The organism is Arthrobacter sp. BI5 (genome assembly GCF_056680065.1).
This window is the reverse complement of the sequence record NZ_CM155264.1, coordinates 1,206,022-1,224,140: the sequence shown is the minus strand read 5'-3', so window position 1 is coordinate 1,224,140 and position 18,119 is coordinate 1,206,022. Positions and strand designations below refer to the sequence as shown.

The 18,119-nt window shown below is 70.5% G+C and carries 15 protein-coding genes; 7 read left to right on the top strand and 8 right to left on the bottom strand.

Annotated features, from left to right (window positions below):
- Nucleotides 1-4: 4 nt before the first annotated feature.
- The 4 genes from AC1MED_RS05650 to AC1MED_RS05635 form a co-directional block, all read right to left on the bottom strand.
- A complete protein-coding gene (locus AC1MED_RS05650; protein WP_479786568.1) occupies nucleotides 5-1,228 on the bottom strand; it encodes a L,D-transpeptidase in 1,224 nt (407 codons plus the stop codon).
- 144 nt (nucleotides 1,229-1,372) lie between these two features.
- Entirely contained in the window at nucleotides 1,373-2,860 is a 1,488-nt protein-coding gene (gene ahcY, locus AC1MED_RS05645; RefSeq protein WP_479785903.1) for an adenosylhomocysteinase, read from the bottom strand.
- Nucleotides 2,861-2,969: 109 nt separating this feature from the next.
- A complete protein-coding gene (locus tag AC1MED_RS05640) occupies nucleotides 2,970-3,218 on the bottom strand; it encodes a hypothetical protein (RefSeq protein WP_346959510.1) in 249 nt (82 codons plus the stop codon).
- A gap of 82 nt (nucleotides 3,219-3,300) precedes the next feature.
- Nucleotides 3,301-3,690: a DUF3499 domain-containing protein gene (locus AC1MED_RS05635; RefSeq protein ID WP_479785901.1), complete on the bottom strand. Its 390-nt coding sequence runs from the start codon at nucleotides 3,688-3,690 to the stop codon at nucleotides 3,301-3,303.
- 191 nt (nucleotides 3,691-3,881) lie between these two features.
- Here AC1MED_RS05635 and AC1MED_RS05630 point away from each other — a divergent pair, with 191 nt between their 5' ends.
- Complete coding sequence (locus tag AC1MED_RS05630; RefSeq protein ID WP_346959508.1) at nucleotides 3,882-4,382, top strand: metallopeptidase family protein; 501 nt, start codon at nucleotides 3,882-3,884, stop codon at nucleotides 4,380-4,382.
- A gap of 68 nt (nucleotides 4,383-4,450) precedes the next feature.
- Here the strand turns inward: AC1MED_RS05630 and AC1MED_RS05625 are convergent, their stop codons facing one another.
- The 3 genes from AC1MED_RS05625 to AC1MED_RS05615 are packed head-to-tail and all read right to left on the bottom strand — an operon-like array spanning nucleotide 4,451 to nucleotide 10,171.
- Entirely contained in the window at nucleotides 4,451-6,199 is a 1,749-nt protein-coding gene (locus tag AC1MED_RS05625) for a DUF5719 family protein (RefSeq protein WP_479785899.1), read from the bottom strand.
- Complete coding sequence (locus AC1MED_RS05620; RefSeq protein WP_479785897.1) at nucleotides 6,192-9,596, bottom strand: glycosyltransferase family 2 protein; 3,405 nt, start codon at nucleotides 9,594-9,596, stop codon at nucleotides 6,192-6,194. The genes AC1MED_RS05625 and AC1MED_RS05620 overlap by 8 nt, the downstream gene beginning before the upstream one ends.
- A gap of 29 nt (nucleotides 9,597-9,625) precedes the next feature.
- Nucleotides 9,626-10,171, bottom strand: a complete 546-nt coding sequence (locus AC1MED_RS05615; protein ID WP_479785895.1) for a WhiB family transcriptional regulator — start codon at nucleotides 10,169-10,171, stop codon at nucleotides 9,626-9,628.
- Between the two features lie 384 nt (nucleotides 10,172-10,555).
- On the opposite strand from AC1MED_RS05615, the gene AC1MED_RS05610 reads away from it, so the two are divergent.
- Nucleotides 10,556-11,290 carry a TIGR03089 family protein gene (locus AC1MED_RS05610; RefSeq protein WP_346959504.1) on the top strand — a complete coding sequence of 245 codons (735 nt, stop codon included), beginning with the start codon at nucleotides 10,556-10,558 and terminating at the stop codon, nucleotides 11,288-11,290.
- 44 nt (nucleotides 11,291-11,334) lie between these two features.
- Here AC1MED_RS05610 and AC1MED_RS05605 read toward each other — a convergent pair whose 3' ends face one another.
- The gene (locus AC1MED_RS05605) at nucleotides 11,335-11,907 is read right to left on the bottom strand and encodes a GtrA family protein (protein WP_346959503.1); all 573 of its coding nucleotides are present in this window, start codon (nucleotides 11,905-11,907) and stop codon (nucleotides 11,335-11,337) included.
- A 253-nt stretch (nucleotides 11,908-12,160) separates the two neighbouring features.
- Between AC1MED_RS05605 and AC1MED_RS05600 the strand changes: the two genes are divergently transcribed.
- From AC1MED_RS05600 to AC1MED_RS05580, 5 genes are all read left to right on the top strand, one after another.
- Nucleotides 12,161-13,309, top strand: coding sequence for a 5-(carboxyamino)imidazole ribonucleotide synthase (locus AC1MED_RS05600; RefSeq protein WP_479786567.1), 1,149 nt, complete (start codon nucleotides 12,161-12,163; stop codon nucleotides 13,307-13,309).
- 74 nt (nucleotides 13,310-13,383) lie between these two features.
- Nucleotides 13,384-13,908 (top strand): 5-(carboxyamino)imidazole ribonucleotide mutase, encoded by a 525-nt coding sequence (gene purE / locus AC1MED_RS05595; protein ID WP_479786566.1) that lies wholly within the window; start codon nucleotides 13,384-13,386, stop codon nucleotides 13,906-13,908.
- 11 nt (nucleotides 13,909-13,919) lie between these two features.
- Nucleotides 13,920-15,563 carry an LCP family protein gene (locus AC1MED_RS05590; RefSeq protein ID WP_479785893.1) on the top strand — a complete coding sequence of 548 codons (1,644 nt, stop codon included), beginning with the start codon at nucleotides 13,920-13,922 and terminating at the stop codon, nucleotides 15,561-15,563.
- 69 nt (nucleotides 15,564-15,632) lie between these two features.
- Entirely contained in the window at nucleotides 15,633-16,931 is a 1,299-nt protein-coding gene (gene manA, locus AC1MED_RS05585) for a mannose-6-phosphate isomerase, class I (RefSeq protein ID WP_479785892.1), read from the top strand.
- A gap of 3 nt (nucleotides 16,932-16,934) precedes the next feature.
- Nucleotides 16,935-17,906 carry a lipid II:glycine glycyltransferase FemX gene (locus AC1MED_RS05580; protein ID WP_479785891.1) on the top strand — a complete coding sequence of 324 codons (972 nt, stop codon included), beginning with the start codon at nucleotides 16,935-16,937 and terminating at the stop codon, nucleotides 17,904-17,906.
- Nucleotides 17,907-18,119: the final 213 nt, after the last annotated feature.

Sequence of the window (18,119 nt, the reverse complement as noted above, 5' to 3'; positions counted from 1 at the left end):
GGCTTTAGTTGGCGTACTTCGCCCAGGGGATGTTCCAGTCCCCGTAGCCGTCGTCGTTGGCCGCATAGTCGCCGTCGGTGTTGACCACCTGGACCACGTCGCCGGTCGTCATGTTGTCGAAAACCCACTTGGCGCCGTCGGGGCCCAGCCCGATGCAGCCATGGGAGAGGTTAACCTTGCCGATGTAGGGCATGGCGGACTCGGTCGCCTGGTGGATGAATTCGCCGCTGGTCGTCAGGCGGGTGGCGTAATTGACGTCGAGTTGCCCGTAGTAGGCCGGGTCGCCCGGCTTCAGCCCGATGGTGGAGGCGTCCATGTGCTCAACCCGGTACTGTTCCATCAGGACGAGATAGCCGCGCGCCGACGGGAAACGGGTGTCGCCCAGCGTCGCCGGCCAGCTGCCGACCTGGCGGCCGTTGACCGAGGCGGTGAACGTGTGCGCCTTGGCATCGGCGATGGCGACCTTCTTGTCGCCGATGTGCACCGTGACTTTCTTGTTGAAATTGCCGATCTGGCCCTTGCCGAGGTCGACGCCGAAGAGCTTGATGTCCATCGTGACGGTGCTGTTGGCCGCCCAGAAATTCTGCGGCCGGTAGCGGACCATGGTGTTGCTGTACCAGTGGAAGTCGCCGGCCTGCCCCGAAGTGGAGCTGACCTTAATCGCTTTTTCGACGGCGGCGCGGTTCAGCACCGGTTCGCTGAAGGTGAGTTGGAGCGGCTGCGCGACGCCGACCTTCATGCCGTCCAGCGGGTAGATGGCCGCGTCCGCCTCGTTGGCGGTGCTCACCGTGGTGAAGCTGCGGGTGGCGTCCGTGCTGCGTCCCGCGCCGTCGACCACGGAGTAGCTGTAGGTGTAGCGGGTGTTGAACTGCAGCGGCCCGGTGGCGGCCCAGCTGGAACCGTCGGCGCTGAGCTTTCCGTCCACGGCGTCACCCGAATCGCTGGTGAGGGCGGCGCGCTCGATCCGGCCGTTGCCCACCTTCAGGGTGACCGGCGCGGCCGGGTTGACCTGGACGGCGGCGTCGGCGGGCGCGGCCGCGAGCTTCAGCGGCGGCACGACCGGGAAGGCAAGCCCCTGGGTGGACCGCTCCGGCGAACCGGCTTCGGAAGCAAAGGAAGGATGGGCCAGGGGTCCTGCCGCGGCAAACACTCCGCCGCCGGCCGCCAGCGCGCACGCCGCGGCCAGTACGGCGGCCTTCCGGCCGGTGCTCCAGGTCTTGGGTGCGATCACAGTACTCGGGTCCTTCCAGACGTTACCTTGACAGCATAAGTGAATTTCCGGTGCGGGCCGCCCTGGCCAGCGCCACGATACGGTCACAAAAAGAGGCCCCGGACTCACGGTCCGGGGCCCCTCAGGCAGCTGGGGTCGCGTCTAGTAGCGGTAGTGCTCCGGCTTGTAGGGGCCGGCGACGTCGAGGTCCAGGTAGGCGGCCTGTTCCTTGGTCAGCTCCGTCAGTTCCGCGCCGAGGGCGTCAAGGTGCAGCCGGGCGACCTTCTCGTCGAGGATCTTCGGCAGCACGTAAACCTGCTTCCCGTACTCCCGCTCCCCCTCCGGCTGGCCCGCCTTGGTGAACAGTTCGATCTGCGCGATGGTCTGGTTGGCGAAGGAGTTGCTCATCACGAAGGACGGGTGCCCGGTGGCGTTGCCGAGGTTCAGCAGGCGCCCTTCGGACAGGACGATGATGGAGCGGCTGTCCTTGCCCGTGGCCGGGTCGGCCTCGAAGACCCACTCGTGCACCTGCGGCTTGATCTCGACCTTCTTGATGCCGGGGATCCGGGCCAGTCCGGCCATGTCGATCTCGTTGTCGAAGTGGCCGATGTTGCCCACGATCGCCTTGTCGCGCATCCCGGCCATGTGCTCGGCCATGATGACGTCCTTGTTGCCGGTGGTGGTGATGAAGATGTGGCCTTCTTCCAGGACACTCTCCAGCGTGGCTACCTGGTAGCCGTCCATCGCGGCCTGCAGCGCGCAGATCGGATCGATTTCGGTCACGATCACCCGTGAACCCTGGCCGCGGAACGCCTCCGCGGCGCCCTTACCGACGTCGCCGTAGCCGCAGACGACGGCGACCTTGCCGCCCATCAGCACATCGGTGGCGCGGTTGATGCCGTCCGGCAGCGAGTGGCGGATGCCGTATTTGTTGTCGAACTTGCTCTTGGTGACGGAGTCGTTGACGTTGATCGCCGGGAACAGCAGCTTGCCCTGCTCGGCGAGCTGGTACAGGCGGTGGACACCCGTCGTGGTCTCCTCGGTCACGCCGAGCAGGCGCGAACCGATCCGGGTCCACTTCTGCGGGTCCTGCTGCAGCGAGGCGCGCAGTACCTCGAGGAAGACGCGGCCTTCCTCGGATTCGTCGTCTCCGGCGGCCGGGACGGCGCCGAGGGCTTCGAACTCGGCGCCCTTGTGCACCAGCATGGTGGCGTCGCCGCCGTCATCGAGGATCATGTTCGGGCCCAGGTCCGGGTTGCTGTCCGCCCCCGGCCAGGTCAGGATCTGTTCGGCCGTCCACCAGTATTCCTCGAGCGTCTCGCCCTTCCAAGCGAACACCGGAACGCCCTGCGGGTCCTCGACGGTGCCCTGGCCAACGACGACGGCGGCCGCCGCCTCGTTCTGGGTGGAGAAGATGTTGCAGGAGGCCCAGCGGACCTCGGCGCCGAGCGCGGTGAGGGTTTCGATCAGCACGGCCGTCTGGACCGTCATATGCAGGGAACCGGCGATCCGGGCGCCCTTCAGCGGCTGGCTGGCGCCGAATTCCTCGCGCAGGGCCATCAGCCCGGGCATCTCGTGCTCGGCGAGGCGGATCTGGTGCCGGCCGGCCTCGGCTAGCGAGATGTCCGCAATTTTGTAATCGAAAGTCATGGGGATCCTTTGTGGTAGCCGGATGTACTGAAGGGACTGCAAGTGGTTCGACGCCGGGGCAGCTGCCGATGGGCCGGCCTGCGGATTTTCCCGGGGCTTCCCTCGGGGGCTATTGCGCGGCGTGGCGGGGCCCTCCGTCGGGCCGGCCGCCGTCGTGCTGGTCGGAGGGGGCAGCGGTGGCCGCGGCCAGCAACTCCGGCGGCAGCAGCAGCGGGATGCCGTCCTCGATCGCGTAGCGCGGCTTCTGCCCGTCCGCGCCGGGCGTCGCGGCGACGAGTTCGTCGCCCTCCTGCACCAGGGCCGAGCCCGTCACGGGGCAGCGCAGGACAGACAGCAGTTCGGGACTGATCAGTGGCATGGTGAAGGCTCCCTGGGGGCGACGCCGCTGGCGCCGGTGGCGTACGGAAATTTCAGTTCCCAGCCTACCGCCAGTTCGCGGCTCAGGAGGGTTCGCGCAGGACGCGCAGGTGCCCCCGCCGGGTTCCTTCGGCGGCGGCCGGTGCTTCGAGCGCCGGATGCGCGGCGCGCTGGCCCTGCACGGGCTCCGCCGCAGCGGGCCGGGCCGCGGCTTCGCGGACAGCGTTGGCGAGGGCGAGCAGGTCATCGGGTCCGGGACCGGCCGGGGTGGCCGGCATCGCGAGGCGCAGCACTTCCCACCCCCGCGGGACCGTCAAGGTACCGGCGTGCTGTTCGCAGAGGTCGTAGCAATGGGGTTCGGCGTAGGTGGCCAGCGGGCCGAGCACGGCCGTGGAGTCGGCATACACGTACGTCAAAGTGGCTACCGCCGAATTGCGGCAGGCTGACCTTGAACATTGACGAATTGCACCCACGACATCACAGACTACTCCCCCCGGCCCGCGCGTCCGCGCATTGAAACGCCCCGGCGGCCGGCTGTCTGCCGGCTTGCCTTATATAACGGCCGGCACCAGCGCGCCCGGCCGGGGCGTCGGGCGCGTACCGGACGGCGGGTCGCGGCGGCCGCCATATCGCAGAAATCAGGTGCCGGGTTTAGAGTCAAGGTATGCAGTCATCGCACCATGATCCCGGCTTTACGGTCCGGTTGGCTGACCCCGGCGCCGGCGGCACCGCCCCGGGGAAGAGCTTTCGTCAGCGCCGCAGGAACCGGCACGGCCGCGGCCTGCGCGGCGAGCTGATGCTCCCGACCTTGCCCGGGTACCGGACGCGTTCGGACCGTTTCGATGATTTTGTCCTGGATTCGGCGCAGCGCCTGCACGATATCTGGGGCAAGCCGCTGGACGGCGTCCGCTTCGCGGTCGAGGAGATCCCGCCCGGGCTGGAGCAGCTTGTGGCCGACGGCACCCCGGCGCCGATGGGATCCTACGCTCCGGCGACGGCGGAAGACGGTCCCGTGATCACGCTCTACCGGCGGGTGGTGGAACAGGCCTGCGGCAGCCGCGAAGAACTCCAGGACCTCGTGCACGACGTGGTCGTGGAGCGCACGGCCGAGATGCTCGGCGTGCCGCCGGAGTCACTGGACCCGGTCTACCGCCGCCGTTACTAGCCCGCCAGCCCGCCGCCGCTACCCGCCCGGGCTAGTACCGGAGAGTGACCTGCGGCTACCTGCCCGGGCTAGTACCCGAGGGTGACCGGGACTTGCTCCTGGCCGGCCGCACCGGGGGTGACCGGGATGCTCGCAATGTCGGCCCTGCCGTCCTGCTCCAGCAGCACGGCACCGTAGGCCCCGTCCCCGGACGCCGACACCAGGTACCCCACCAGCGGTGACCCGCCCACGTCAGCGGGGACCCTGACCGAGGCGGTGGTCCCGCCCGCAATGTCAGCGGTGGCTGCGGCGCGGATCTTGCCGTCGGCGGTGATCGGCGTGTAGGTAATCGTGGCACGGCCTTCCGGGGCGCCGAACATCAGGAACCGCTCGCCCGTCCGCGGCACCGCGACCACGTGCTGGCTTCCCAGCCGCGCCGAGGCCGGTGCCCAGGCAAAGTCCGCGGCATCCTCGGCCTTGACCCCGCGGGTGACCCTGGCCGCGGCGGCAAAGGAAACGTCCGAGCTGGCCGCAAGGGTGTAATGGCCGGCCGGCACCCCCGCGAGGGAGACCTCCGTGACCGCACCCGCCTTGGCAGTGACCACTCCGCCCGGCAGCGCCTTTTGGCCGTCGCGTCCGAACAGTTTCACTTCAACGACGGCGTCCGCGGCCCCGGGGACAGCGATCTGCAGGGCGGGTTTGGCGTCGGCGAAGCCGGGTTTCGCACCCAGGGACGCCAGCGCCGCGGGGCCCTGCAGGTCAATGCCGGAGATGACCTGCCCGGTGGCGGGGACTGTTCCCGGCGAAATGAATTCCACTCCGCCCGGGGTCAGCCCGCGGAGCACACTCTGCTGGATGACGGCTGAGACCGGGCCGCCCGTACTGCGCACCCGCACGCCCAGCCGTTCCTGCCCGGGCGCCAGCCCGGCGAGGATGATGGACCGGGTGCTGCCCGGCGCCACCAGCAGTCCGCGGCTCCCGGGAGCCTGGATGGCGCCCTTGGCACCGAACAGATCCAGGCTGACGGTGGCGGGGGTGCCGGAGGCGTTGCTGACTTTCAGGACCGCAGTCCGGCCCAGTGCGGTGTTCGCCCCGACCAGCCACAGATCGTTGGCCGGCCGCTGGCAGGCGGCGGCGGCAGCGCCGCGGAGGTCCCCGTCGGTGGCCGTGTAGCTCATCACCGCGCCGGCCGAGGGCTGCTGGTTTCCCTGCGCGTCCGCGCTGAGCACGCTGACGGCGTCGACGCTGCGCTCCGGTACAACTCCGGCGCGCAGTGCGGTCGCGGCGGGGGCTGACGGCGTCGCCGCGGACCCCGGGGCGGTCGCCGGGGCGGCTTTGGCCAGTTGCACCAGCGGGGTGCCGGTGAGCGCGGCCAGCCGGCTTCCGGGAAGCACCCCGGCGCTGGAGCTCAGCACGACCGCGCTGACCGCGCTCCGGGCGGTGGCAGATTCCGGGCTGAACTGCGGGTCCGTGCCCACGGGCGTACCCTGGAGCAGCCGCGCCGGTCCGGGGCAGACACCCACGTTGCTGCCGGCCGGGACCGCGGCCAGCGGCGCTTCCAGTTGTCGGCTGCCGGGGTTTTGTGGCGAGAGGGCGGACGCCGCCACCAGGCCGCCGCCTGCCGCGATCAGCACCAGTGCGGAAAGCACCCCGCCCACGGTCCCGGAAACGCGCTTCAGCCGGGCCGGGAGCGGAACCCGGCCCGCGACGGTGCGCGGTGAGCCGCCCCGCCCGCCCCGGTCCCGTTTGGCCTCCGTTGCCGGGGCCTCCAGGTCGCGGGGCTGCCCGGCGGGAGCAGGCTGTTCCGGGGGCGTTACGCCCTCGTTGTCGTCATGCATGCTGGTGTTCCTTACGCAGGGAGCCTTCGTCCCTGGAGAGCCCGGTGTTCGGCCGGCGGGCTGGCATGGGGATGGCCAGGAGGACCGTCAGGCCGATCACTACGGCCTGGCCGATACCGGTCCAGAGTGCCCACGGGTTTTCGTAACGGATGCTGAGCCGGCCGCCCTGGGCCGGCAGGGTGAAGGCTTGCGCCCAGTCCGCGGTGGTGGCGGTCAGGCGGCGGCCGTCCAGCCAGGCGCTCCAGCCCGGGTCCGCCCGGTCAGTGAGGACCACCAGCCGGCCTTCCGGTCCGGCCGGTACGGTTGCGTCGGCGGAGACCGGCTCCGCCGGCAGCAGCCCGACAGTAGTTCCGGAGCGGTCGACGATCCGGACGCGGTGCGCGACGTCGGCGTTCTTGGCTTCTTTCTCGTTCAGCGGGCTGATCCGCCACAACCAGCCGACGTCGGTGCGGCCGACGGCGACGAGGCCGGGGACGGCATCCATCCGGCTGGCGGTCAGTTCGGCGGAGCTGTCGCTGGCCTCGAGTACGACAAAGCCGACGCCGAGCTGCTCCAGCTGCCGGCGGGGGTCCACGCCCTGGCCGGCGGCGATAGTGGCGACCACGCTACGCAGGGACGCGGCAACCGCGTCGTCGTCGCGGACTGTTTCCTTGCCCGGGGCGCCCGTCACCGTGCGGGCCGAGGCGACGGCGGAGAGGGCGTCCAGCCGGGTACCGTCGCCGCGCATCAGCGCGGCGGCAAAACTCCCGTCCTCCTTGGCGGAGAGGACCAGCGTCCGGGTCTGTTCCGGTCCCTCCCCCCGGTCGATCGCCGTCGTCGGGAGCAGGCGGGGCATGCCGGCCTGGACCAGCCGGCGGACGCCGAGCGCACCGCCGGGGACGGCGCCGGTGCCCGCGTCGGCGGTACCGGTGATCCCGGCAGCAGCGGGGGCGCCGTCCGGGTCGGTGGCGGCAGCCGCAGGCGGGTCCGGTTGCAGCACATTGTGGGCCGCCCACGCAGCGAGTCCGGCCAGCGGACCGGCGAGCAGGAGCACCATTGCGGTGACGGCGGTGCCGCTGACCAGGAGTTTGCGGCCAAGACCGCCCGCGGCGGATGCGTCGGCGGCGTCGACCAGGGCTTCGGCACCGATCAGCGCCGCGCCCAGCAGCGCGAACGCCGCGGCGGAGACCGCCGGGCCGGTGAACGGCGTGACCAGGACCTCGGCGCTGGCGCCGGTGGCGATGTGTCCGGCCAGCCAGCCGCCCGCCAGCATCAACACGGCCGCGGCCCAGAGGCAGCGGGCCAGCCAGGGCCGCCGCCCCGCGGCACGCCGGCCCGGGAGGAAGAGGGCGGTAACCGCCAGCACCAGGACCGGCAGGCCGATCAGCAGGGCGAGCAGCAGGGCCCACGGCACGGCCCCGGGGCCGAAGGCGGACAGCCCGGCGAGGCCCCCGGTGCCCTCGAAGCGCAGCGGCTGGCCCAGCGCCTGCTGCCAGAGCGGTGCTGCGTCAAAGCCGAGCGGCAGGCCCGGATCGGCGAGCAGGGCCCGGGGCCGGTCCAGGACCGGCAGGGCAAAGGGAAGGAACAGGGCGACGCTGGGAAGCAGCGCCCACCAGATGGTGCGTCCCCGGCGCCACAACAGGACACCGCACAGCGTCACGACGACGGCGGCAGGGAGCAGCAGGGACGGGGCGGCCGCGGTGATGACGGCCAGCGCGAGCCCCGCAGCGGCTGCCGCGGTCCAGGACGGTGTGCCGTTGACCCCGGGCTTGACCGGAGGCTTCTCGGTGAAGCGCCGGTCCCCCGGCACCGGGACCGCGAAGCGCCCGCGGCCCGGGACGGACCCGGTGGCGCGGAGCAGGGCAAGGACAAGCAGCGGCATCATGACGTGCGCCACAAGCGCGCCGAGACGGCCCTGGTTCAGGGCAACCTGGAGGGCGGGCGCACCGGCCCAGAGGAGTGCGGCCGCCAGACGAAGCCTGCGCCGGCGGGTCAGGGCTCCGGCGGCGAACCAGGCGCCCAGCGCGGACAGCGGCATGGCCAGGATGAGCAGCCAGGCCACGGCACCGTTGGCGTTGCCCGCACCAAGCACACCTAGCACCCAGAGCACGTAGCCGAACGGGTCGCCGTGACCCGGCAGCCCGGCCCCGAGCGCAACCCACCAGCTTGAGGCATGGTTCCAGATGTCGCCCAGCCGGCCCGAGACCGGGATGAGCGCCCCGCCGGTGACGGCGTCGGCGCGGAACAGCCCCAGCAGGCCGATCAGCGACGCCGCGGCGGTGACCAGCAAGGCCAGCAGGGCACCGTTGCCTACCCAGCCGCGCTCGGTGGTGCCCAGCGCCGCGAAGTCGTCGGTGGAATCGCCGCTGGGCTGGTCGGCGAGCAGGTCGTGGCCGGCGGCGTCACCGGCGTCGTCCGAGCCGAGCGCCTCCATGAGCGAGCGGCGGTGCGCCCAGACCTCCCGCCGGGGCGTCTGCAGCCCCTTGATGACGGAGCGGCGGATGCGCCGGGTGCGGGCGGCGTTGCGGCGGCCGCGGAACACGGCGGCGGGGCGGGCGAGGGCGCCGAGGGTTGCCAGCAACTGGGCGAACCCGTGGCCGGGGTCCTTGACGGCGATGCTGAGGACCAGCTTGAAGAGGCTGCCCAGCAGGGCCCCGACGGCGTGCACGGGGACTTTCCATGCCGGGGCGTGCTTGAGCCGCAGGTGGACCTGCGCCTTGCGGGCCGCCGCTGCATTGCCTTGGGCGTGCGGGCGGTGCGACACATGGAACATGCGGGCGCTCGGCACCACCACCACCCGGTGGCCGGCGAGCCGGTTGCGCCAGCAGAAGTCGACGTCGTCGCCGCTGCCAGGAAGGGCCGGGTCGAAGCCGCGGAGGTGTTCCCAGACGTCGCGGCGGACCAGCATGCCGGCCGAGTTAACGGCGAAGATGTCGCTGCGGCCGTTGTACTGGCCCTGGTCGAGTTCATCGGCTTCGATCAGGGTCAGCCGCTCGGCCCAGCGGCTGGTGGAGAGTCCCACATCGATCAGCCGGCGTTCGGCGTGCCAGTCCAGCTGCTTGCAGCCCGCCACGGTGACGGAGGGGGCCCGCTCCACGGCGTGCAGCAGCTCGGCGAGGGCTTCGGGGGCGGGTGCGGCGTCGTCGTGCAGCAACCAGATCCATTCGGGGGCCTCGGGCGCGGCCTCCCCGCGCCAGGGCGCGAGTGCCTTGAGCCCGGCTTGGACGGCGCCGCCCATGCCGCTCCTGCCCGGTTCGACGACGGTGACGTTGGCCGGGCCGAGGGCCTGGCCAAGCAGGGCCGCCGAGTGGTCACGGGAGCCGGCATCGATCCCGAGGGCCGCATCCGCCGGACGCGTCTGCGCCGCCAATGCCGCCAGGGTCCTGGGGAGATAGTCACCGCCGTTGTGGGCTACCACAACGGCGGTGACTTGTACTTCTTGAAGAATTAGACTGCCCGCTTCCTAAGCCGGCGGCGTTCCCGCTCGGAGAGGCCGCCCCAGATGCCGAAGCGCTCGTCGTTGGACAAGGCGTACTCCAGGCATTGTGAACGGACGTTGCAGGCACCGCACACCTTCTTGGCGTCGCGGGTGGAGCCGCCCTTTTCAGGGAAGAAGGCCTCCGGGTCGGTCTGCGCGCAGAGCGCGTCGGTCTGCCATCCCAGTTCGCCTTCATCATCGAAGTCCTGCCGGGACGGCAGTCCGATCCACACCGGCTGGGCGGTGGTTCCGGGGTGCAGGGTCTGCAGTTCCATGGGCGGGTCGAGCGGATCGTCGTCCTGCTCAGGGTTTCCGGCCAGAAGTGCTTCGTGGGCTGCGAGGAAGGCCGTGGCCTGGTCCTGCAGTGAGTCCTGGGTGTGTTCGTTGTACCGCTCCGCGGCGTCCGGATCGGCGGGGTCTAGGTACCAATCACTGGGCACCCCGCGTGAACGGTATTTCGCCGTCGCTTGGCCGGCGACGACTTCATCTTCATGGATACGCTCTGCAAGCCCCATTGGCGTTCCCTCTCTGATTTTGCAGCCTTTGCCTGACCCTCGGACACTCGGTTGTGTGCCGCCTGATGCGCATTGGCTTTCGATACCTAATTACACGTGTGTAAGTATCCGGGAGTCAAGCCGCGGCGGAGATAATAATCAATTTCCGCCGCATTGGCCGTGCACGCCACGCCCGGGAGTTTTCCGGCCTCCGCCGCATGCTGGCGCGGAATTGACAGCCTACTGAGTACTTTCCTGCGTTGGCGCTGCGTTCTTCCTGGGATTTTCCTGCGTTTACGGTGATTTTCCCCCGCCGACCGCCAGCGGCCCGCCGCCGGGGCGGGCACCAGGGCGCCGCGGGCGTGACAGAGATCACGTACCCGGCCGCCGTGGCAAGATGAGGGCATGAGTATCCCGGCAATCGACCTGATGTCAGCCCTGCGTTCCGGCCAGTCCACCTCTCCCCGGCTGACCTGGTACGGGCCGGCCGGTGAACGGGTGGAACTGTCCGGCCGGGTGCTGGACAACTGGGTGGCCAAGACCAGCAACCTGCTGCAGGACGAGCTGGACGCGGAGCCCGGCACGCGGCTGCGCCTGGACCTGCCGGCGCACTGGAAGTCGCTGGTGCTGGCGCTGGCGGCCTGGCAGCTCGGCATGGAGGTGGTGCTTGACGCGGCGGAAGCCGAACTGCTCGCCACGGCCGAGCCCGGACCGGCGGCCGCCGAAGGCGCCTTCGACGCCGTCATGGCGGTCGCGCTGCCGGCGCTGGCGATGCGGTGGCTGGGCGAGCTGCCCTCCGGCGTCGTGGATTATGCGGCCGAGGTGCGCTCCCACGGGGATTTCTTTATGCCGCACGTGGAGCCCGAGGCGGACCGCCGGGCAGTCCGGAGCGCCGCCGGCACCGTGCACGCGCACGGCGGTCTGCTGGCAGGTTTTGCGGCACCCTCGGCGGCCCCGGCGGCCGGTGCGTCGTCTGCCGAAGGCGGCGAGCGGGTGCTCGTCCGGGCCGCGGAGGGACTCGAATCGGTCCTGGCCCAGTCCCTGGGCGCGTGGCAGCGGGACGGTTCCGTCGTGCTGGTCCACCCGGACGTCGCAGTGACCGAGCGGCTGCTCAGTGACGAGCGCGTGAGCCGGAGCTGACCTGCGCCGGCAGGATCAGCGGGACAGGATCGGCAGGGTGCGGCTCAGCGGCGTTCGGGTGTGCTGCCTGGGCCGTCCGGATCCTGGGCGGCCTGGCCGGGAACCCCGACGGCCTCCTGGCCGTGCGGGTGGCGTTCGATGATCTCGTGGTCGTGCGAGAACTCCGGCTCGTCGTCGAGTTCCTTGTTGAAGACCAGGAAGCGGTAGGCGAAGAACCGGACGACCGTGGCGACGAGGATGCCGACAATTCCGGCGAAGAAAAGCGTGTTCTTGTCCGTGATGCCCATGCCGTACTTGGCGAGGGCCGTGAACCCGGTGGAAATGCCGATGCCGATGCCGTTGATCAGGACGAACATCGCAAACTCGCGCAGCACGTTTTCCTGGCGGCGGTGGCGGAACGTCCAGAAGCGGTTCGCGATCCAGGAGAAAACCGTGGCGACGGTCGCCCCGACGAAGCGGGCCTTCGCCTCGCTGTCGGACATGGGGCCGTGCATCAGGTAATACGTCAGGCCGTTGTCGATGATGAACGCCACACCGCCGACGGCGCCGAACTTGGCCACTTCGCGCCAGAAGAGCGAGGCAAGCCCGCGCGCTCGATCTGCAAGTGTGTTAATCATGACCCTCCGTGGCCGGTTGAATCTGGGGGAAGCTGGCGGCCAAACGGCCAACGGCCCATTTTAGCGCCGTTTTCCGGGAACGCGCCCCCGGCTGCCGCTGGTTCGCGTTGCCGGGGCGGGCAGACCGCGCCGGAAAATGGCGCTGTTTCGGCGGGCACGGCGGCCAAGGGCCGGTTCCGCGCAGGTTTTCGGTAGGCTGGGAGATGTGACTTTTCCAGTAATCGGTGTCGTTGGCGGCGGCCAGCTTGCCCGCATGATGGCCCCGGCCGCGACCGCCCTCGGCTTTGAACTCCGTGTCCTCGCCGAGGCTGAGGACGTTTCCGCCGTCGCCGCTGTGGCCAAGGCCCCCGTCGGCGACTATACGGATCTTGACCACCTGCTCGAGTTCTCCCGCGGGCTGGACGTGCTCACCTTCGACCACGAGCACGTTCCCACCGGGCACCTGCGCGCCCTGATCGAGGCCGGCGTCAACGTCCACCCGGGCCCCGACGCCTTGGTCAACGCCCAGGACAAGCTGGTGATGCGCGCCGCGGTCGACCGGCTGGAGCTGCCCAATCCGCGCTGGGCCGCGGTGGCCGACGTCGGGGAACTGGTGGCCTTCGGCGACGACGCCGGCTGGCCGGTGGTGCTCAAAACTCCCCGGGGCGGCTACGACGGCAAGGGCGTGCGGATCGTCGCCTCCGCCCAGGACGCCGCAGAGTCGGCGGACTGGTTCGAGGCCATTTCCCCGCTGCTGGCCGAGGCCAAGGTCGAATTCAGCCGCGAACTCTCGGCGATGGTCGCCCGCACCCCCGACGGCGAATGCCGGGCCTGGCCGGTGGTGCACACCATCCAGGTCGACGGCGTCTGCGACGAGGTCATCGCCCCCGCCCTGGACATCCCGCTGGAGGTTGCCGCGGCGGCCGAAGACGCCGCCGTCCGGATCGCCCACGAGCTGGGCGTCACGGGCGTCATGGCCGTGGAGATGTTCGAGACCCCCGGCGTCGGCGCCGGCTTCCTGATCAACGAACTCGCGATGCGCCCGCACAACACCGGCCATTGGACCCAGGACGGCTCGGTGACCAGCCAGTTTGAACAGCACCTGCGCGCCATCCTGAACCTGCCGCTCGGGGCCACCGATCTGCTGGGGCCGGTGGTGGTGATGAAGAACTTCCTGGGCGGCGCGAACCAGAACCTGTTCTCCGCCTACCCCGCAGCCCTCGCCAGCGAACCGGCCGCGAAGGTCCACTGCTACGGCAAGGCCGTGCGGCCGGGCCGGAAGATTGGCCACGTGAACCTGGTCGGCACGTCGGCCGCCGACGTCGACTCTGTCCGGCAACGGGCCGGCGACGTCGCCAACATCATCCGGGACGGACGGGCGCACGCCGGTTCCGCCGCGGGGACCTCCGAGGAGAACGCGTGAACGCCAGCATCGAAGCCCGTGACTCCGCCTCCCGGCCCTCCGGCAACGGGGCCGCCCCGCTGGTGGGGCTCGTAATGGGGTCCGACTCCGACTGGCCCGTGATGGAGGCCGCAGCCGAGGCGCTGGCCGAGTTCGGCGTCCCCTTCGAGGCCGACGTCGTCTCCGCCCACCGCATGCCCACCGAGATGATCCGCTACGGGCAGACCGCCCACGAGCGCGGCCTGCGCGTCATCATTGCCGGCGCCGGTGGCGCTGCGCACCTTCCCGGCATGCTCGCTTCCGTGACCCCGCTGCCGGTGATCGGCGTGCCGGTGCCGCTGAAGACCCTGGACGGGATGGACTCGCTGCTGTCCATCGTGCAGATGCCCGCCGGCGTCCCGGTCGCCACGGTCTCGATCGCCGGAGCCCGCAACGCCGGCCTGCTCGCGGTGCGGATGCTGGCCGCGGGCACGGACGCCCTCGCGGAGCAGTTGCGGGCCGATCTGCTGCAGTTCGCCCACGAGCTCAACGACGCCGCCACCCGCAAGGGCGCAAACCTGCGCAGCAAGGTGGCCGACGTCTTTTCCGAGGAAAACAACGTTCCGCGGGGCGGCCGGTAGGGATTGCGCAGATGAGCCAAGGTTTCGCCGCTGCGCGGGAAAAATCGCAGCCGCCGCGGGGTGTCCTGACGGATCCCGTCCGCTACCCCGCCGGAGCCGCGTCGCCGGTGCTGGCCAAGCGTGCCTTCCTGCTGATCCTGATGACGCTGCTGGTCCCGGGCAGTGCCCAGACTGTCGCGGGCAACCGCCGGCTGGGGCGCTTGGCCCTCCGGGTCACCCTCACGGCCTGGTTTCTGGTGGCAGCGGCGCTCGTTTTGCTGGTGGTTTCCCGGCCGACGCTGATCAACCTCATCGCCAACCCTGCCACCGCGCTGGTGCTGGTCGTCGTGCTCGCGGCGCTGGCCCTCGGCTGGGCGGCGCTGTTCCTCAACACCCTCCGTTTGGTCCGCCCGGTCCTGCTCGAGACCGGGACGCGCGCCGCCGTCGTCGTCGTCCTGCTACTGGCCATGCTGCTCAGCAGCGGCAGCCTGGGCTACGCGGCCTACCTGCTGAACGTCGGCAGGGACGCGATCGGTACCATCTTCGCCAACGGCCCCGCGATGGAGCCGTCCGAGGGCCGCTACAACTTCCTGATGATGGGCGGCGACGCCGGTGCGGACCGCACCGGCCGCCGGCCGGACAGCCTGTCCGTGATCAGCGTCGATGCCAAGACCGGCAAAGCCGCCATCATTTCCATCCCGCGCAACCTGCAGAACGCCCAGTTCAGCGCGGACTCGCCGATGCGCAAGATCTACCCGGACGGCTATGACTGCGGCAATGAGTGCCTCATCAACGCCATCAACACCGAGGTCACCAACAAGTACGAGGACCTCTATCCCGGGGTGCAGGATCCGGGCGCGCAGGCCACGCTGGAGGCGGTGTCCGGCACCCTCGGCATCAAGGTGCAGGCCTACGTCCTGGTGGACATGGACGGCTTCGCCAAGCTCATCGATGCGATGGGCGGCATCCGGATCAAGGCCGGCGGCTGGGTCCCGATCAGCGGCGAGACCATTGACGAGGCCAACGGCATCCACGGTATGCCGCTGGGCTGGATACCGGCGGGCGACAACAAGCTGGACGGCTACCACGCCCTCTGGTACGGCCGCTCCCGCGAATTCGTGGACGACTACGCCCGTATCGCACGCCAGCAGTGTGTCCAGCAGGCGATGCTCAAGCAGATGGATCCGGCAACGCTGCTCTCGAAGTTCGAGGGCATCGTCAAGGCCGGCACCAAGGTGGTCGATTCCAACGTCTCCGCCAGCCAGCTCGGCAGCTTCGTGGACCTCGCGATGAAGTCCAAGGGCCAGCCCGTGAGCCGGCTGACGATCGGCCCGCCGGACTTCGACGCCTCCTTCTCCACGGTGCCGGACTTCGACAAGATCCACCAGGCCGTGGACAAGCTGCTGGGTCCCGCTCCCGCGGCGGGGCCGGCCGACGACTCCATCCGGCAGCCGGCCGGGGTGCCCGGTCCGCTGTCCGCCGCCGGCGGGGTGTCACGGGCCGTGCCCGGCACGCAGCCCGCTCCGTCGCCGTCGTCGTCGGACTTCACCCCCGTGACCACCACGCCCGAGGGCGAGCCGATCACGGAGCAGATGCTCAATGACTTCAAGCGCAACGGTGATGAGCAGTCCATCCGGAACCTGGTTGCGACCAACGGCCAGTGCGCCCCCTTGTAGGACCGGGCGCCCGGTCCCTCTTATCCGCACGCTCCAGTCCCCGGCTCTCCCCGAGCAGATAGGTATTCCGTGTACGAACTTGAGAACGTCCTCCGGCCCTACGCCTGGGGTTCCACCACCGCGATCGCCGGGCTGCTTGGCCGGCCGGCGTCCGGCGGGCCGGAGGCCGAGCTGTGGATCGGCGCCCACCCGGATTCCCCCTCGCTGGCTCTCACCGGAGCGGACGGGTCCGGGGCGGACGGGTCCGGGGCGGACGACGGCGCGGACGACGGCGGACGGCTGGCCCTGGACGGGCTGATTGCCGGTGACCCGGAGCACCATCTGGGGGCCGACAGTGTTGCGGAGTTCGGTCCGCGGCTGCCTTTCCTGCTCAAGGTCCTGGCCGCGGAGCGCCCGCTGTCCCTGCAGGTACACCCGACGCTGGAGCAGGCGCGGGCCGGGTTCGCCCGCGAGGAGGCGGCCGGCGTCGACCGCTCCGCCGCCACGCGGAACTACAAGGACGATAACCACAAGCCGGAAATGATCTTTGCCCTGACGCCGTTCGAGGCGCTGTGCGGCTTCCGCCCGGCCGCGGAGTCGCGGGCCGTATTCGCCCACCTGGCGGCGGCCTTTGACCTTGCCGGACTGGAGCTGCCCGCCCTGCTCCCCCGGCTGGTGGATGACCTGGCCCAGCCGGACGAGCCGGCCGCGCTGCGGTCCGCCTTCGAGCGGCTGATCGCCGGCGGCGCGGACGTTGCGGCGGCGACGGACGCCGTCGTCGCTGCGCTGGTCTCCGGAGCGCCGATGGGGTCCCACGTGGCAGAGCTGACCACGGTGGTGAACCTCAACCAGGAGTACCCCGGGGATCCCGGCGTGCTGATCTCGCTGCTGCTGAACCGGATTTCGCTGGCGCCCGGCGAGGCCGTGTACCTGCCGGCCGGCAACGTGCACGCCTACCTGCGCGGCCTGGGCATCGAGGTGATGGCCTCCTCGGACAACGTGCTCCGCGGCGGCCTGACGCCGAAGTTCGTGGACGTGCCCGAGCTGCTGCAGACCGTGGCCTTCGAAGCCGTTGGCGTGCCCAGGCTCTCCGCCGAGACCACCATGCTGGGCCAGGAACTGTACCGGCCGCCATTCCGGGAGTTCGCGCTGCAGCGGGTGGAACTGCTGCCTGGCGCGGAGCCGGTCCCGCTGGCGCAGTCCGGGGCCGCCGTGATCATCGTGGTCTCCGGCGCGGTCCTGCTGGACTCCCCCAAGGGCGACCTGCAGCTGGAACGCGGCGCCTCCGCGTTCCTGCCGGCCGCCGAGGCGCCGGTCAATGTGCACCCCGTCGCCGGTGCCACCGGGCCCGCCGTGGCCTTTGCCGTTACTACCGGAATGAAGGCCTGAACCGTGGATTACTTCCTGCAGGGCCCGCACTGGGCCGACGTCCAGCGCGCCCTGGGCCGCACCGTGCACGAACTCTCCGGCGACGGCTGGCGTTTCCTGGCCGTCGAGGAAAGCAACCCGGCCGGCAAACTGCTCTACGTGCCGTACGGTCCGCTGGCCGATTCGCTCGCCGCCTTCGACGCCGCCCTCAAGTCCCTGACGGCGCTGGCCCGCAGGTGCGGGGCGGTGTTCGTCCGGCTGGAACCGGTCGACGCCGGGTTTGCCGCCTCCGACGCCGGGACCGTGCTGCGCAGCCGCGGCCTGCAGCCCGCGCCGGCGAACCTGCAGCCCGAGCTGAGCTGGATCGTGGATGTGGACCGCGACTTCAAGGACGTCCTGGCGGACATGAAGCCGGTGAACCGCAACCTGTACCGCAACATCCACAAGAAGGGCGTGACGTTCCGGTCCAGCCAGGATCCGGCGGAGATTTCCGTGCTGCTGAAGTTCCTGCACCTGACCGCGGCGCGCAACGGCTTCAAGCCGCAGAGTGACGAGTACCTCAGCCAGGTGGCGCGGTCGCTGATGCCGTCCGGTGCCGCCACGCTGTTCATCGCGGAGTTGGAGGGCGAGCCGATCGCCGCCGCCCTGGCCTACGACTCCGCGGATACCCGCACCTACGCCCACGCCGCCCTGGACGACACGCACCGGAAGCTCAGCGCCGGCATTCCGCTGCTGGTGACGCTGATGGCCGACGCCAAGGACAAGGGCCTGGCGCACGTGGACCTCTGGGGTGTGGCGCCCGCGGACCAGCCCGACCATAAGTGGGCCGGTTTCACGGCGTTCAAGAAGTCCTTCGGCGGACACGAGGTCGCCTACCCGGGGACCTGGGACCTGCCGGTCAAGAAGCTCCGCTACGGCGCCTACCAGCTCGCCCGCAAGGCCGCCCAGTCCGGAAAGAAGCTCGTCACCGGCCTGCGCGCCAAGCTCCGCAAATAGCGCGAACGGACACTTGAGGCCCCCACCCACCGCGCGAACGGACACTTGAGGCCCCACCCCACCGCCCGAACGGACACTTGAGGCCCCACCCCACCGCGCGAACGGACACTTGAGGCCCCACCCCACCGCGCGAACGGACACTTGAGGCCCCTAAGCCACGTTTTCGGGGCCCCAAGTGTCCGCTCGCGCAGTCGCGCTCATCCAAGCTGTGGA